The 14,534-nt window shown below is 73.6% G+C and carries 18 protein-coding genes; 10 read left to right on the forward strand and 8 right to left on the reverse strand.

Going from position 1 to position 14,534, the window contains the following annotated elements:
• A complete protein-coding gene (locus tag ABZW17_RS30620; RefSeq protein ID WP_354821926.1) occupies positions 1-996 on the forward strand; it encodes a helix-turn-helix domain-containing protein in 996 nt (331 codons plus the stop codon).
• A 20-nt stretch (positions 997-1,016) separates the two neighbouring features.
• Positions 1,017-1,901, forward strand: a complete 885-nt coding sequence (locus tag ABZW17_RS30625; RefSeq protein WP_354821929.1) for a transglutaminase domain-containing protein — start codon at positions 1,017-1,019, stop codon at positions 1,899-1,901.
• Here ABZW17_RS30625 and ABZW17_RS30630 read toward each other — a convergent pair.
• Positions 1,858-2,760: a LysR family transcriptional regulator gene (locus ABZW17_RS30630; protein WP_354821932.1), complete on the reverse strand. Its 903-nt coding sequence runs from the start codon at positions 2,758-2,760 to the stop codon at positions 1,858-1,860. The genes ABZW17_RS30625 and ABZW17_RS30630 overlap by 44 nt on opposite strands.
• Positions 2,761-2,857: 97 nt before the next feature.
• On the opposite strand from ABZW17_RS30630, the gene ABZW17_RS30635 reads away from it, so the two are divergent.
• On the forward strand, positions 2,858-3,244 hold the full coding sequence (locus tag ABZW17_RS30635) for a nuclear transport factor 2 family protein (RefSeq protein WP_354821935.1): 387 nt from the start codon (positions 2,858-2,860) through the stop codon (positions 3,242-3,244).
• Positions 3,245-3,378: 134 nt separating this feature from the next.
• Here the strand turns inward: ABZW17_RS30635 and ABZW17_RS30640 are convergent, their stop codons facing one another.
• On the reverse strand, positions 3,379-4,008 hold the full coding sequence (locus ABZW17_RS30640) for a TetR/AcrR family transcriptional regulator (RefSeq protein ID WP_354821938.1): 630 nt from the start codon (positions 4,006-4,008) through the stop codon (positions 3,379-3,381).
• Between the two features lie 16 nt (positions 4,009-4,024).
• Positions 4,025-4,843 carry a class I SAM-dependent methyltransferase gene (locus ABZW17_RS30645; RefSeq protein ID WP_354821941.1) on the reverse strand — a complete coding sequence of 273 codons (819 nt, stop codon included), beginning with the start codon at positions 4,841-4,843 and terminating at the stop codon, positions 4,025-4,027.
• 190 nt (positions 4,844-5,033) lie between these two features.
• Here ABZW17_RS30645 and ABZW17_RS30650 point away from each other — a divergent pair, with 190 nt between their 5' ends.
• On the forward strand, positions 5,034-5,621 hold the full coding sequence (locus ABZW17_RS30650; RefSeq protein WP_354821944.1) for a dihydrofolate reductase family protein: 588 nt from the start codon (positions 5,034-5,036) through the stop codon (positions 5,619-5,621).
• On the opposite strand, the gene ABZW17_RS30655 is transcribed toward ABZW17_RS30650, so the two are convergent.
• Positions 5,608-6,456, reverse strand: coding sequence for a sigma-70 family RNA polymerase sigma factor (locus ABZW17_RS30655; protein ID WP_354821947.1), 849 nt, complete (start codon positions 6,454-6,456; stop codon positions 5,608-5,610). The two genes, ABZW17_RS30650 and ABZW17_RS30655, sit on opposite strands and share 14 nt — an antisense overlap.
• A 65-nt stretch (positions 6,457-6,521) precedes the next feature.
• On the opposite strand from ABZW17_RS30655, the gene ABZW17_RS30660 reads away from it, so the two are divergent.
• Positions 6,522-7,568, forward strand: coding sequence for an alkene reductase (locus tag ABZW17_RS30660; protein ID WP_354821950.1), 1,047 nt, complete (start codon positions 6,522-6,524; stop codon positions 7,566-7,568).
• Here ABZW17_RS30660 and ABZW17_RS30665 read toward each other — a convergent pair.
• Both ABZW17_RS30665 and ABZW17_RS30670 read right to left on the reverse strand, forming a co-directional pair.
• Entirely contained in the window at positions 7,565-7,903 is a 339-nt protein-coding gene (locus tag ABZW17_RS30665) for a VOC family protein (RefSeq protein WP_354821952.1), read from the reverse strand. The two genes, ABZW17_RS30660 and ABZW17_RS30665, sit on opposite strands and share 4 nt — an antisense overlap.
• 10 nt (positions 7,904-7,913) lie before the next feature.
• The gene (locus ABZW17_RS30670) at positions 7,914-8,240 is read right to left on the reverse strand and encodes a DUF6223 family protein (protein WP_354821955.1); all 327 of its coding nucleotides are present in this window, start codon (positions 8,238-8,240) and stop codon (positions 7,914-7,916) included.
• A 184-nt stretch (positions 8,241-8,424) separates the two neighbouring features.
• Between ABZW17_RS30670 and ABZW17_RS30675 the strand changes: the two genes are divergently transcribed.
• Positions 8,425-9,516, forward strand: coding sequence for a histidine kinase (locus ABZW17_RS30675; protein ID WP_354821958.1), 1,092 nt, complete (start codon positions 8,425-8,427; stop codon positions 9,514-9,516).
• Positions 9,513-10,169, forward strand: a complete 657-nt coding sequence (locus ABZW17_RS30680) for a response regulator transcription factor (protein WP_354821961.1) — start codon at positions 9,513-9,515, stop codon at positions 10,167-10,169. The genes ABZW17_RS30675 and ABZW17_RS30680 overlap by 4 nt, the downstream gene beginning before the upstream one ends.
• Here ABZW17_RS30680 and ABZW17_RS30685 read toward each other — a convergent pair.
• Together ABZW17_RS30685 and ABZW17_RS30690 are read right to left on the reverse strand one after the other, a co-directional pair.
• Complete coding sequence (locus ABZW17_RS30685; protein WP_354821964.1) at positions 10,147-10,863, reverse strand: hypothetical protein; 717 nt, start codon at positions 10,861-10,863, stop codon at positions 10,147-10,149. The two genes, ABZW17_RS30680 and ABZW17_RS30685, sit on opposite strands and share 23 nt — an antisense overlap.
• A gap of 77 nt (positions 10,864-10,940) precedes the next feature.
• Complete coding sequence (locus ABZW17_RS30690) at positions 10,941-11,963, reverse strand: C40 family peptidase (protein ID WP_354821967.1); 1,023 nt, start codon at positions 11,961-11,963, stop codon at positions 10,941-10,943.
• Positions 11,964-12,044: 81 nt separating this feature from the next.
• Here ABZW17_RS30690 and ABZW17_RS30695 point away from each other — a divergent pair, with 81 nt between their 5' ends.
• From ABZW17_RS30695 to ABZW17_RS30705, 3 genes are all read left to right on the forward strand, one after another.
• Positions 12,045-12,839, forward strand: coding sequence for a biotin--[acetyl-CoA-carboxylase] ligase (locus tag ABZW17_RS30695; RefSeq protein WP_354821970.1), 795 nt, complete (start codon positions 12,045-12,047; stop codon positions 12,837-12,839).
• An 84-nt stretch (positions 12,840-12,923) separates the two neighbouring features.
• Positions 12,924-13,502 (forward strand): PH domain-containing protein, encoded by a 579-nt coding sequence (locus ABZW17_RS30700; RefSeq protein WP_354821973.1) that lies wholly within the window; start codon positions 12,924-12,926, stop codon positions 13,500-13,502.
• Positions 13,502-14,431, forward strand: coding sequence for a hydroxymethylglutaryl-CoA lyase (locus ABZW17_RS30705; RefSeq protein WP_354821976.1), 930 nt, complete (start codon positions 13,502-13,504; stop codon positions 14,429-14,431). The genes ABZW17_RS30700 and ABZW17_RS30705 overlap by 1 nt, the downstream gene beginning before the upstream one ends.
• The last annotated feature ends 103 nt before the right edge of the window (positions 14,432-14,534 follow it).

Consider the following 14,534-nt stretch of genomic DNA (forward strand, 5'->3'; position numbering starts at 1 on the left):
ATGGCCTTCGTGCACCCGAACCGTCACCACGTCGCCGTCCTGGTCCGCCACGGCATGCTCGTGATGGAGCTCGGCATCGTCCACCGCCTGTTCGGCCAGGCGCGCTCGGCCTCGGGCGAGCCGCTGTACGAGGTCGTGACCTGCACCCTCGAGCCCGGCCTGGTCCGCACCGACGCCGACGTCGCGATCCCGGTCGACCGCGGCCCCGAGGTGCTCGCCGAGGCCGACACGGTGATCGTCCCCGCGTCCCTGGTCGAGTACGAGCCGATGGCCCGCGTGCTGACCCCGCCGCTCAAGGCCGCACTCGCGCTCATCCCGGCCGGCGCCCGCATCGCTTCGATCTGCACCGGCGCGTTCGTGCTCGCAGCGGCCGGCCTGCTCGACGGCCGCCCGGCCACCACCCACTGGCGCTCCGCCGAAGAGCTGCAGGACCGGTTCCCCGAGGTCGACGTCGACCCGTGCGTCCTCTACACCGACGACGGCGACGTGCTGACGTCCGCGGGCGTCGCCGCCGGCATCGACCTGGTGCTGCACATGATCCGCCGCGACCACGGCGCGGCGGTGGCCAACGAGGTCGCCCGCGGCACGGTGGTGTCCCCGCACCGCGAGGGCGGACAGGCCCAGTTCGTCCGACGTCCGGTGCCCGAGCCGCGCACGTCGTCGACGAAGGCGGCGCGGGCGTGGGCGCTGGAGAACCTGCACCGGCCGCTGACCCTGCGCGAGCTCGCCGCCCGCGAGGCGATGAGCACGCGCACGTTCACCCGCCGCTTCCGCGACGAGGTCGGCGTCTCGGCCCTGCAATGGCTGACGCAGCAACGGGTCGAGCGCGCCCGCCAGCTCCTCGAGGAGACCGACCTGCCGGTCGACCGCGTGGCCACCGAAGCCGGGTTCGGCACGGCGGCGTCGCTGCGCCAGCACTTCCAGGCGGCGCTCGCGGTGTCGCCGAGCGCGTACCGCTCGACGTTCCGCGGCGAACTGGCGGCCCAGGCGGGCTGAAATCCGGCTAGCGTCACGGTATGGACGACTTCTACGTCAGCCACAGCCGCTTCTCCGACCCGGGCCCGCACGCGGACTGGCTCGACGCAACCCCGCGCACGATCGCGGATCTGCGCGAAGCGGCGTCCCAGCTCGTGTTCCACTACTGGGCCCAGGGCGACATCACCGAACACGGCTTCCCGGCGGCCCGCCGCGACGAGATCACGCTGCGGTACGCCACGGACATGTGGGCACGCCTGCGCACCCTCGACCCGGCGCCACCCGGCGGCTCGCGGCCGCCGCTGCACCGGATCGTCGGCTGCTGCCGCGATTTCACCCTCCTGTTCGTCTCGATGGCCCGCCACCACGGCATCCCGGCCCGCGCCCGCGTCGGGTTCGCGAGCTACCTGATGCCCGGCTGGTACCTCGACCACGTCGTCGCCGAAGTCCGCGTCGACGACGGCTGGCACCTGGTCGAGCCCCAGCTGTCACCGGGCTTCCGCGACCCGGTGGACGACGCGGAGTTCGACCTCCTCGACGTCCCCCGCGACCGGTTCCTGACCGGCCCCGACGCGTGGACCGCGGCCCGCGCGGGCAACCTCGACCCGGCCCGGCTGGTCGTCTCCCCGGACCTGGACGTGCCGTTCCTGCGCGGCATCCCGTACGCGTGGCACAACCTCGTGCTCGACCTCGCCGCGCTCAACAAGCACGAGATGCTCCAGTGGGACACCTGGGGCGCGCTCGACGACTCCGTCTCGCTGCCCCCGGCCACCCTCACCCGCGCCGACGAGCTGGCCGAGCTGATGGCCACCGCCGGCGCCGAGCAGCTGCAGGCCGAGTTCGAAGCCGACGACGTCCGGGTGCCCCCGGTGATCCGCACGGTCACCCCGCCGGAACAGCACCTGGCCGAGGTAGTGCTCCGCTGACCTCGACGGCGGTCCGCACGAACCCGGCGATCCGCAGGTCCCGCGCCCCGGCCGGCCAGGCGAGGGCCAGCGTGTACGGCGTCGCGTCGACCACCGGCCGGTAGACGACGTCCTGCCGCGAACGCAGCTCGGCAACCGACGCCGGCAGCAGCGCGATCGCCTGCCCGAGCGCGACGGTTTCCAGCAGCTGGGCGCTGTCGTGCACCACCGGCCCCGGCGTCACCGGCCCGCCGGTCACGTCCTGCCCGGACCAGTACGCCCGGTCCGCGGCCGAGGACAGCGGCCAGCACGGCGTCGGCTGCCCGGCGAAGTCCGCGCAGGTCAGTGCGGCCCGCCCGGCCAGTGCGTGGCCCGACGGCAGCGCGGCCACCCGCGGTTCGCTGAACAGCACCTCGACGTCCAGGCCGTGCTGCGAGGGGCCCCGGCAGCCGAGGACCGCCACATCGGCCCGGCCGTCGCGCAGCATTTCGGTCTGTTCGCCGAACCCGCTGACCCGCACCTCGACCGGATCGGGGTGCGCATCGGCGATCCGCCGCAGCAGATCGGTCGCGACACCTGGTTTCGCGGTGACGACGAGCGCCGGCGTCCGCTGGGCCGCCCGCCGCGTGCGCCGGACCGCCGCGGTGACGGCGTCGAGGGCCTTCGCGGACTCGGCGAAGAGAACGGCCCCGGCCGGTGTCAGCGCGACGTGCCGGCTGGTGCGTTCGAAGAGCTGGACGCCGAGCCGCCGTTCCAGCAGCCGGATGGCGCGCGACAGCGGTGGCTGAGCCATCCCGAGCCGCTCGGCGGCGCGCGAGAAGTTGAGCTCTTCGGCGACCGCGCGGAAATACCGCAGCTCACGGACCTCGACATCGTCCATACCGGGAGAGTATCGCGGCAGAGTCCACAGGTCTTTCCCTTTCTGATTCGCGCATGGTGGGCTTGGTGTCGATAACTCCATAAAGGACGGACATCGGATGACGCAGACACCGCAGCACAACAAGGAAGTGGTCCTGGACTTCCTCCGCCTGGCGTTCACGGAGAAGCGCCCGGCCGAGGCGTTCGCCGAGTACGTCGCCGAGGACTACACCCAGCACAACCCCCACGCCCCGGCGGGCGCGACGGCCTCGGCCCGCTACCTGGCGGGGTTCGTGGCGGGCCACCCGGACCTGACCCTGGACGTGCACCGGGTGATCGCCGAGGACGACCTGGTGTGCACGCACAGCGTGCTCCGCCTGACGCCGGGATCGCGGGGGAGCGCGATCGCGGACGTGATGCGGGTGCGGGACGGGCGGATCGTCGAGCACTGGGATGTGGTGCAGGAGGTTCCGGAGGTCACGGTGAGTGGGAACCCGATGGTTTAGGTCCGGGCCGCCCGGGGGTGCCGATGCTCGGGGGTCGTCCGGCGCCTCGGCAAGTGGTCGGCTCGGCTCGGTCGGTGTGGTGCCGTGGTGTGCCTCGCCCACCGCCGCTCAGCGGTGCTGGCTCACCCTGGACCTCAAGCCTCGGCCACGCCCGGCGGTGCGATGCCGTGCAGTGCTGCGCTCACCACCGCGTTCACCGGGGGTGGGTCCGGCGGTGCCGTGTGCGGGAACAGCGTTGTCAGCACCGAGGCGTGGCAGTAGCCGACCAGCATGGCCGCCGTTGCGTCCACTTCGGACTCCACGCGCAGGCGGCCCAACGCTCGTTCCGCCTGGAGGTAAGCCACCAGCCGGTCTCGCCAGTGGCCCGACCGCTCGCTGATCTCCGCGAACCGCTCCAGCACCTTCGGCTGGCTTACCAGGCCGCTGAACGCCGGGACCAGCGCCCTGTGCAGCGCCAACCCGAACTCCACGTGCCGGCGGAGGTTGCCCGTCAGGGTGCCTTCGCCGGCCACCGGCAGCTCGCCCAGCTCTGCCTCCGTCGTGCGCACGTGCTCCAGCAGCGCTCGGGCCACCAGTTCCTCCTTGTCGGAGAAGTGGTTGTAGAGCACGCCGTCGGCGACGCCGGCCAGGCGGGCGATCTCGCGCACGGTCATCCCGGCCGTGCCGTGGGTGGCGATCATCTTCTGCGCGGTCTCGACCAGCAGGTCGTGCAGTGACTGCCCGTCCCGCTGGGCGGCGGCTTTCCTCGGTGACATCACCGCCATCGTACGGCCGTCGTCGTCAGGACCTCCTTCCTGTGACCAGCCACGCCGTGCCGCGGAGGCGGACTGCCTCCGGGCCCGCGAACGGCTCGAGCGCCGCCCTCAGGGCCTCGGTCGCCCGGGCCGCGGTCGCGCTGTCGACCATGCCCAGGTGGTGGCGGACCGGGCCCCAGTCCGCGATGAACCGCGCCGCGTCCGGGACGTCGCGGCCCCAGACCTGGTCCGCCTCGACGTGGGTGCACGCCACGTCGTCGAAGCCGGCTTCGGTGAGCACCGCCTTCGTGCGGTCCGGGTTCGCGAACGACGTCGGGCCGCTGCCGTCCGGGCCGGTCGGCTGGGGGAGGAAGGCCGCCAGCGCGCCGAACACCCGGCCGAGGTCGGTGCCGGCCAGCGCGGTCAGGCAGACGAACGCCAGCCGGCCGCCCGGGCCCAGCGCGCGCCGGATGTTGGCGAACGCGGCCACCGGGTCGGCGAAGAACATCACCCCGAACCGGCTGACCGCCAGGTCGAACCCGCCGCCGGAAAACGGGTGGACCTGGACGTCACCCTGCTCGAAGGTCACGTTCGGCACGTCGGCCGCCCGGGCTCGCGCGGTCGCGAGCATCGGCCCGGACAGGTCGACCCCGGCCGCGGACCGGGCCCGGGCCGCGGCGAGCCGCGTCAGCTGGCCGTTGCCGCAGCCGATGTCGAGCACACGGTCGGCCGGGCCCACCCGGTCTAGCAGGTAGCCGTTGAAACCGCTGTTCACCGCGTCGTAGCGGTCGGCGTGCGCCGCCCAGTGCTGCCCCTCGTAGCCGTTCCACGCCTCCGCCTGTGCCGTGTTGACGATCCCGGTCATTGCCGCCCCCTTCGTTATGAACACATGTTCATGAACACGTGTTCATGGTGGCTCGACCGCCGAAACCTGTCAAGGCGCCGGTCGCCCGCCGCCGGATGTCGGCCAGGTGGCAGATCTTCTGGCCGCGCGGTCGCGCCAGACTGGGCCCCCGGTGGGCAAACTGCCTCCGACCAGCGAAAAAGGAGCCGTCATGGCTGACGTCATCGCCAACATGTCCATGTCTCTCGACGGCTTCGTGGCCGATGTGGAAGACCGCGTCGATCACCTGTTCGAGTGGTACGGCAACGGGGACGTCGAGGTGTCCACCGCCGTCGGGGCCACCTTCACGACCTCCGAACCCAGCGCGAAGATGCTGCGCGCCGCGATGGAGGACCTCGGCGCCCTGATCACCGGCCGCCGCCTGTTCGACCTGACCGGCGGCTGGGGTGGCATGCACCCGATGGCCGTGCCGGTCTTCGTCGTCACCCACGAAGCGCCCACGGACTGGCCGCACCCGGAGGCCCCGTTCACCTTCGTCACCGACGGCATCGCCAGCGCGGTCGAGCAGGCCAAGAAGGTCGCCGGCGACAAGAACGTCGCGGTCGCCAGCACCACGATCGCCCAGCAGTGCGTGAACCTCGGCCTGCTCGACGGCGTCCAGGTCGACCTGGTCCCCGTGCTGCTCGGCGCCGGCATCCGCCTCTTCGACCACCTCGAGGGCATCACCGAGCTGACCGAACCCGAGGTCACCGAGGGCACCCGGGTGACGCACCTGTTCTACCGGGTCAAGCAAGCGTGACGTGCAGCGCGGCGAGCCGGGCGGGATCGGCGACCACCTCGTAGGCCGCCACCCGCTCGCCTTCGACGGTCACGGCCAGGGCGAGCACCAGCCGGCCGCGCGGTGCGACGACGACGCCGACCGCCCCGTCGACCAGGGCCGTCGCGGCGAACCGGGCCCGCTTCCCGAACACCTGGGTCTCTTCGGCCACCGCACGCGCGCCCCGCACTTCCAGCGCCGCTCCCGCCGGGAGCGCGGCCGCGTCGGCGCGGCGGACGACGTCCGGTGCCAGCACGTCGAGCAACGCCGCGAGGTCGCCGCCGCGGGCCGCGGCCAGGAACGCATCCACCACGCGGCGGTGCCGCGCCAGGTCGGCCGCGGGCAGCGGGGAACTGCCCCGGATCCGCTGCCGCGCGCGGCTCGCCAGCTTCTTCGCGGCCACCGGCGTGCGGTCCAGCACCGGCGCGATCCGGTCGAACGGCACCGCGAACAGGTCGTGCAGCACGAACGCGATCCGCTCCGCCGGGCCGAGCGCGTCCAGCACGACGAGCAGCGCGCGGCCCACCGAGTCGGCGAGTTCGGCTTCGCCCGCCGGGTCGGCCTCGGCCACCGGTTCCGGGAACACCTCGGAAGGTTCCTCGCGGCGCGCCTTCCGTGACCGCAGGACGTCGAGGCAGACGCGGGAGACGACCGTGGTCAGCCAAGCCGCCAGGTTGTCCACCGCATCGACCCGGTTCAGCCGCAACCACGCTTCCTGGACGGCGTCGTCCGCTTCGGCCGCCGAACCGAGCATCCGGTAGGCCAGGCCGCGCAGCCTGCCGCGTTCGGCCTCGAACTCCGCCGCCAAGTCGTCCATCGGTCACCTTCCGCTCGCGTCCACCGTCGCCTCCTCGACGTGTCCCCGCGACCGGAGGTGACCGGATGAGCCTGCTGACCCCTGCCCACCTGGACGGCTGGTGCCTGCCGAACCGCGTCGTCCTGGCGCCGACGACCCGCGCGCGCGTCCCCGGCGGCGTGCCGGGCGAGCTCCAGGCCGCCTACTACGCGCAGCGGGCCGGCGCCGGGCTCGTCGTCACCGAAGGCACCTGGGTGAGCGACCGGGCCGTGGGTTTCCCGGATGTGCCGGGGATCCACACCGAAGCACAGGTCGCCGGGTGGCGGCGGGTCACCGACGTCGTGCACGCGCTCAGCGGCCGGATCGTGGTGCAGCTGTGGCACACCGGGGCGGTTTCGCACCCCGGCTTCCTCGGCGGGCGGCGGCCGGCGGGACCCTCGGCGGTGAACCCGGACGAGCCGGTGCACACCGCGGCCGGGCGGCGCCCGACCGGCGTCCCGCGCGCGCTGAGCGCAGCCGAGATCCGGACGACGATCGCGGACTACGGCACCGCGGCGGCGAACGCGCGCCGGGCCGGGTTCGACGGCGTCGAGCTGGCGGCCAACGGCGTGTACCTGCTCGCGCAGTTCCTGCACCCGCGGCTCAACCGGCGCACCGACGCCTACGGCGGCTCGCCCGCCCACCGCCGCCGGCTGCTGACCGAGGTGGTCGACGCGGCCGCGGCGCACGGCCGCGTCGGCGTCCGGCTTTCGCCGTGGTGGACCGGCGGACTGTTCACAGTGGACGACGAGCTGCGCGCCGAGTACGACGAACTGGTCGCCGGCCTCGCCGTCGACTACCTGCACCTGCGCGGACCGGACGCCGGGCCGGACTTCGCCGCCTTCGCCCGTTACCGGGAGCTGTTCGACGGCCCGCTGATCGTCAACAACGGCTTCGACCGCGAGACGGGCGACGCCGTGATCGACGCGGGTATCGCCGATGCCGTGTCCTACGCGCGGCACTTCGTCGCGAACCCGGACCTGGTGACGCGGTTCGCGCTCGGGCACCCCCTCGAGACCGGCGATCCGGCGACGTACTACGGCGGCGGGGCCGCGGGGTACGTCGAGCAGGCGGCGGTGACACCTTCGCGCTAGGCCTCCGGGCACCACACGGCCAGCTCGCTCCCGCCGGGCTCGCGGAAGTGGAACCGTTGCCCGCCGGGGAAGGCGAACGGTTCCTTCGTCACCACGCCGCCCGCCGCTTCCACCGCCTCGCGGGCCGCCGGCAGGTCGTCCGTGCGGATGGCGAGCAGGGGTGCGCGTGGTTGCTCGGCCGGGTCCGACTGGAACCCGAAGGTGAGGCCCGCGGCCCGGACGTCGGTGTAGTCCGGGCCGTACGGGGTCACCGCCCAGCCGAACGCGCGCTCGAAGAACCGCCCGGACGCCGCGGCCGAGGTGGACGGGAACTCGGCGAAGTCGACTTCGTACATGCCCGTGACGCTAGCGGCGACCACCGACAAAACCGCGCGAGCGGGCGAGGGCCAGCCCGCCCAGCAGCAGCGCGACCAGCCCGATCACCAGGGCCGCGTAGCCCCCGACGATCCCGTAGCCGGTGCCGGGACCGCCCTTGGCGGCGGCCACCACCCAGCCGCCGATGACCGCGGCGCCCGCGCCCCCGGCCAGCGCCACGACGACGCCGCGGCGGCGGGCCAGCGCCAGCCCGCCGGCCACCACGCCCGCCACCCCGAGGGCCGCGGCGACCAGGGACCAGAGCCGCCCGGAAGTCAAGGCGAACGTGCTGACGGCAGCGAGGTTCTGGACGTCCATGAGGTGCTCCTTCGGTGCGCGGATGGGACGTCGCCGAGCATGTCCGCCGAGGCCCCTGCTCGTCGTTGTGCCGCAGCAGACACTTCGCGCTGCTGCGCGCGTCGCAGGAACCGGGGGACTACCGCGGGCGCAGTAGCCCGGAAATGCGCCGCACGCAGCAGTTCCCGGCGGTTAGGGTGCGCAGGTGAGCCGGGCACGGATCGTGGACGCGGTGGTCGCCGTCGGAGTGGCCGCGGCGCTGCTGACCGCCGGGCTGTCCGCCACGCACCAGCCGAACCTGCTCGGGTACGCCGCCTTGGTGGCCGGTGGGCTGGCGCTCGCCGCGCGCCGCCGGGCGCCGGTCGCCGTGCTGGCCGTGACCGCGGTGTGCGCGCTGGGCTACCAGGCCGCCGGGTTCGAAGTGCCCGTCGTCGCCTACCTCTTCGCCGTGTACGCCGCCGTCCGGGCGGGACACCGGACCGCCGCCGTCGTGGGCTCGGTGCTCATGCTGGCCGGGGTGCCGCTCGCGCTCCTGGCGTCCGGCCTGCACGACACCGGTGAGGCGTTCACGCAGTCGCGGGACGTCCTCCAGCTGGCGTGGCTGATCGCCGCCGGGGCGGCGGGGGAGGCGCTGCGCCAGGCCGAACGCCGGGCCGACGAAGCCGAACGCACCCGCGAGGAAACCGCGCGCCGGCGGGCCGACGAGGAACGGCTGCACATCGCGCGGGAGCTGCACGACTCGCTCACCCACCAGATCTCCGTCATCAAGGTGCAGGCCGAGGTCGCCGTGCACCTGGCCCGGAAGCGGGGCGAGGACGTGCCCGACGCGCTCCTGGCCATCCGGGACGCCGGCCGGGAAGCGGCCCGCGAGCTGCGTGCCACCCTGGAAGCCCTCCGCGACGACGACCGGGATCCGCCGCGCGGGCTCGACGACGTCCCGGACCTCGTGCGCCGCGTCCGGACCGCGGGCCTCGACGCGCGGCTGACCGTCGAGGGCCGCCGCGACGACGTGCCGGCCGCGGTCGGCCGGACCGCGTACCGGATCGTCCAGGAGTCCTTGACCAACACCGCCCGGCACGCCGCCGCGGCCACCGCGTCGGTCCGGATCGACCACCGGCCCGGCGCGCTCGTCGTCCAGGTCGACGACGACGGACAGGCCGCTGTGGACAGTGTGCCGGGCGTCGGCCTGACCGGGATGCGCGAGCGCGTCACGGCGCTGGGTGGCCGGCTCGAGGCCGCACCCCGTGACGAGGGCGGCTTCCGCGTCCGGGCCGAGCTGCCGGTGGACCCGGCGTGATCCGCGTCCTGCTGGCCGACGACCAGCCGCTCATCCGCAGCGGGTTCCGCGCGCTCCTCGACGTCGAGGCCGACATCGAGGTGGTCGCCGAGGCCGCCGACGGTGCCGAAGCGGTGCGCCTGGCGCTGGACCACCGGCCGGACATCGCGCTCGTCGACATCCGGATGCCCGGTGTGGACGGCATCGAGGCGACCCGGCGCATCGCCGCGGACCCCGCGCTGGCCGACGTGCACGTGGTCATCCTGACCAACTACGGCCTGGACGAGCTGGTCTTCGACGCGCTGCGCGCCGGCGCGGCCGGGTTCCTCGTCAAGGACATCCAGCCCGAGGACTTCCTGCACGCCGTGCGCGTCGCCGCCCGGGGGGACGCGCTGCTGGCGCCGTCGATCACGCGCAAGCTGATCGACCGGTACGTCACCCAGCCGCCCGTTCCCGGGGCGGCCCTCGCGGACCTGACCAACCGCGAACGCGAGGCCGTCACGCTCGTCGCGCGCGGCCTGTCCAACGACGAAATCGCCGCGCGGATGGTGATCAGCCCGCTCACCGCGAAGACGCACGTGAACCGGGCCATGGCGAAGCTGCGCGCCCGGGACCGCGCGCAGCTCGTGGTGTTCGCGTACGAGTCGGGCCTCACCCGGCCGCGGGGTGGATGACGATGTCGTCGCGGCGGGTGCGGGCGTGGATGTGGACGTCGGCTCGTGGTGCGTCCGGCAGCGAATTCCGCACGCGTCCCTTCGTGCTGCCCGCGTCCACCCGGGCGGGGGTTCCTTCGGCGACGCCGATTTCGATGCCGCCGGCGGCGTTGGCCAGCTGGGCCTGACCGCGGGTGAGCCGGCCGATCCGGATCGGGCAGGCGCCGGCCCGCGCGACGACGTCGCCGTCGGCGCGGTCGACGTCGAAGCTGCCGCCTGCGCTGCTGAACTCGACCGTCGCCTGTGCGTGGCCGAGCCGGACCGCGGCCGAGCCGCCCTCGATGGTGGTGGGGCCGGTGACGTGGCCGAGGTGGACGTCGCCCGAGGCGACGTTCAGGCGGCAGCCGCCCAGCGGGCCTTCGGTCCGGACGTCCGTCCACGCCGTGTTCAGCACCAGCCGGGAGCCGGCGGGGAGCTCGACCGTGATGGCGACCGAACCGCGCCGGTCACCCGACTTGGTCGTCTTGACCGACAGCTCGCCGTCGGCGAAGGCGACCTCGGTGCGCTCGGCGACCTTCGCGTCCGCCCTGCTCGCGTGGTCGACGGGCTCGACCCGCACCACGGTGTCCGGCCGGTCGGTCGCGGTGACCCGGACGCGGGCGCCGGCGGTGGTCAGGGTGGCGGTGATCGGCCGCGGCGTGGCGAAGGTGGTCATCGGAAGGTCCTCTCGTGGTCGGTGGAACCACGATCACCGGACGACCTGACACGCGCCTGACACCGCCCGGACAGCGGTCAGGCGGGCCGGCCCGCGCCCGCGTAGTCGTCACCCTTCGAGTGGTACGTGTGGATCTGGATCGCCTGGCCCTCGGTCGGCGCGTTGATCATCAGGCCGTTGCCGAGGTACAGCCCGACGTGGTGGATGCGGGTCGCCGGGCTGCCGTAGAACACCAGGTCGCCCAGGCGGGGCTCGTCGGACGCCGGCACCGGCGGGAGCGCGCGGAACTGGCTGTCCGCGGTCCGCGGCAGGTTCACGCCCGCGCTGTCGTAGGACGCCTTCGTCAGGCCCGAGCAGTCGAAGCCCGCCGCACCCGAGTCCGGGCCGTTGCCGCCCCAGACGTACGGGAGGCCGAGCTGGCCGAGCGCGAACCGGGTCGCGCGGACGCGGGCCGAACCGGCCGACGCCGGGTCGAGCGACAGCGTCGCGTACAGCTGGGCCATGCCGAGGACGCGCTGGCGGAACAGCTCGGTGTCGCTGCCCGGGTGGTAGGCGGCGATCGCCTTCCACCAGCCGGGGCCGGCGCCGAGGTCCGTGCCGCCCGCGCAGAGCGCACGCCCGGCCGCGACCGGCGCTTCGGCGCCGTACTTCTTCGCCTGGGCCGCCGTCAGGCCCAGCAGGTTCCCGCCGTCACGGCCGTGGTTCGACGCCGCCGAGCCGACCCCCGCGAGGGTGACCCACGAGAGGTGGCACGACGGGTCTTCGCCGCGCAGGGCCAGTTCGCCGTTCGCGTAGCCGACCAGCGCGTCCGCGGGGATGTCCAGCGGGCCGGAGAGCTGGTCGGCCCACTGCTGCAGCGGGCTCTTCCCGCCCTGGCCGGACGCGCCCTGGCCGGGCTCCTGCGCCTTCACCGGTGCGCTGACTTCGAGGACCGACGGGCCGGACACCGCTTCGCGCACCACCGGCGGCGGCGGGGCGGCGGGTTCCGGCGACCGGTCGGCCAGCAGCCAGCCCGCCGTGACCAGACCCGCGACGAGCGGCAGCGCGACCAGGCCGCGCAGCGCCGCGCCGCGGGCCCAGGAAGTCTGCTTCGCCGTCACAGGTTCCAACTTAGAAGAGCGCACCTCTTAGTGAACGAGCGAGTAGCTTGCACGTTAGGGGGACTCCCATATTGTGGGCACATGCCTGAGATCGACGCCGGCCGGCTGACCGCGGCGCTCCAAGATCGTTATGCGCGGGTCGACGTCGTCGAGCGCACCGGCTCCACCAACGCCGACCTGCGGAAAGCCGTCGACGAAGGGGCCGCGGACCGGACCGTCCTGCTCGCCGGGGAGCAGACGGCGGGCGTGGGCCGCCGGGCCCGGTCGTGGAGTTCCCCGAAAGGTGGCCTGTACCTGAGCGTCGCCCTCCGGCCGGGTGTCCCCTTCGCGGCGCTGGGCTCACTGTCCGTGGTCGCCGGGCTCGCCGTCCGGGCGGCGGCCGCGTCCGTCGGGGTGGACGCCGTGCTGAAGTGGCCCAACGACGTCCTCGCCGGCGGCGCCAAGTGCGCCGGCATCCTCGCCGAGGCCGTCGCCGGGGACGCCCCGTCGGTCGTCCTCGGCATCGGCCTCAACGTGCAGCCCCTCGGCGACGTCCAGCCGGGCCCGGGCGGGCTGCCCGCGACGTCGCTGGCCGAGCGGGGCGCCACGAACACCGACCGCACCGGCGTCGCCATCGCGTTGCTCACCGGGTTGGACGACCTCGAACGCCGGTGGCGGCTGGCCGGTGGCGACCTCACCGAGGCCGGGCTGCTCGGCGACTACCGCGCCCACTGCGCCACCCTCGGCCAGGACGTCGAGGTGCAGCTGCCGGACGGCAGTTCCCTGACCGGCCGCGCGGCCGACATCGACGCCGCGGGGCAGCTGCAGGTCGACGTGGCCGACGGCCGGCGGCACACCGTCTTCGCGGGTGACGTGGTCCACGTCCGCCCGGCCTGATTTCCCGGGCGTTGCACTCACCGGCCGGGCGTCTCGCCGGTACGGTGGGACGACACCGCCGCACCGACCTTGGGAGCGTCCGCCGTGGCTTATCCGGACGATTTGCTCAGCGAGCAAGAGCACGTCGTGGTGCACAGTCACCCGCACTTCAAGATGCTGATCTTCCCGACGCTCGCGCTGCTGGTCACCCTGGGTGCGGGCACCTGGCTGGGGATCCTGGCGAAGGACGCGTCCTCGCCGTGGAACTCGGTCGGGCTGATCGCCATCGGGGTCGTCGCGCTCGTGCTGGTCGTGTGGCTGTTCCTGACGCCGCTCGTGCGCTGGCGGACCACCCACTTCATCGTCACGACCGACCGGCTGATCGCCCGCGAGGGCGTCCTCAAGCGCACCGGCATCGACATCCCGATGGGCCGGATCAACAGCGTCCAGTTCGAGCACGGCCTGCTGGACCGGGTCTTCGGCTGCGGCACGCTGATCATCGAGTCGGCGTCGGACGAGCCGCTGCGGTTCGAGGACATCCCACACGTCGAGAAGGTGCACACGGTCATCTACCGCGAGGTCAACGACAACCCGTACGACGACTACCGGCCGGGCGCCCAGCCGACCACGCCGCTGCCGCCCCAGGGCGGCGGGCACCCGCCGCGTGGCGAGAGACGCCGCTGATGGGCACTCGTGAACTGGGGCTGCCCGAGCGCGTTCCCTCGGCGGGTGACCTGCCGGAGCGCGTCACGATCTGGGAGGTCGGACCGCGCGACGGGCTGCAGAACGAAAAGGCGATCGTCCCGGTCGAGGTCAAGCTGGAGTTCCTCGACCGGCTCGCGGGCGCCGGTCTCACCACGCTGGAGGCGACCAGCTTCGTGCACCCGAGGTGGGTGCCGCAGCTGGCCGACGCCGAACAGCTGCTCGCGCGGCTCGACCGCCGCGAAGGCGTCCGGTACCCGGTGCTGGTGCCGAACGAGAAGGGCCTGAACCGCGCCCTCGAAGCCGGGGTCGAGCACATCGCGATCTTCGCCAGCGCGACGGAGACGTTCGCGCGCAAGAACCTCAACTCCTCGCTCGACGAGCAGTTCGCGATGTTCGAACCGGTGGTCACGCGGGCCCGTGAGGCGGGCTTGGACGTGCGCGGCTACCTCTCGATGTGCTTCGGCGACCCGTGGGAAGGCGTCGTGCCGGCCAAGCAGGTCGCCGACGCCGGCCGCCGCCTGCTGGACATGGGGTGCTCGCAGCTTTCCCTGGGCGACACCATCGGCGTCGCGACCGCGGGTCAGGTCGAGAACCTGATCGGGCTGTTCGGCGACGTCGGTACTTTGGCCGTGCACTTCCACGACACCTACGGCCAGGCTCTGGCCAACACCCTGGCGGCGCTCCGATGTGGAGTGTCGACAGTGGACTCGTCGGCGGGCGGGCTCGGCGGCTGCCCGTACGCCGAATCGGCCACCGGCAACCTGGCGACCGAAGACCTGGTGTGGATGCTGGAGGGCCTCGGGGTGGCCACCGGTGTCGACTTGGACGCGCTGGTCGGGGCCAGCGTCTGGATGGCGGGACAGCTCGGCCGCCCGAGCCCGTCCCGCGTGGTCGCCGCATTGGGCTGACCTCGTCGCGCTCCCGGGGAAGGGGTGCGGTATCAAGGGGGACCGGCAGCGCCGCGGCCGCGTCGAACATCGAGTGCCCGCCGGGCACCGACCGAGCCGGAGG

Source organism: Amycolatopsis sp. NPDC004625, from assembly GCF_040609695.1.
In the GTDB taxonomy this organism is placed as follows: Bacteria; Actinomycetota; Actinomycetes; order Mycobacteriales; family Pseudonocardiaceae; genus Amycolatopsis.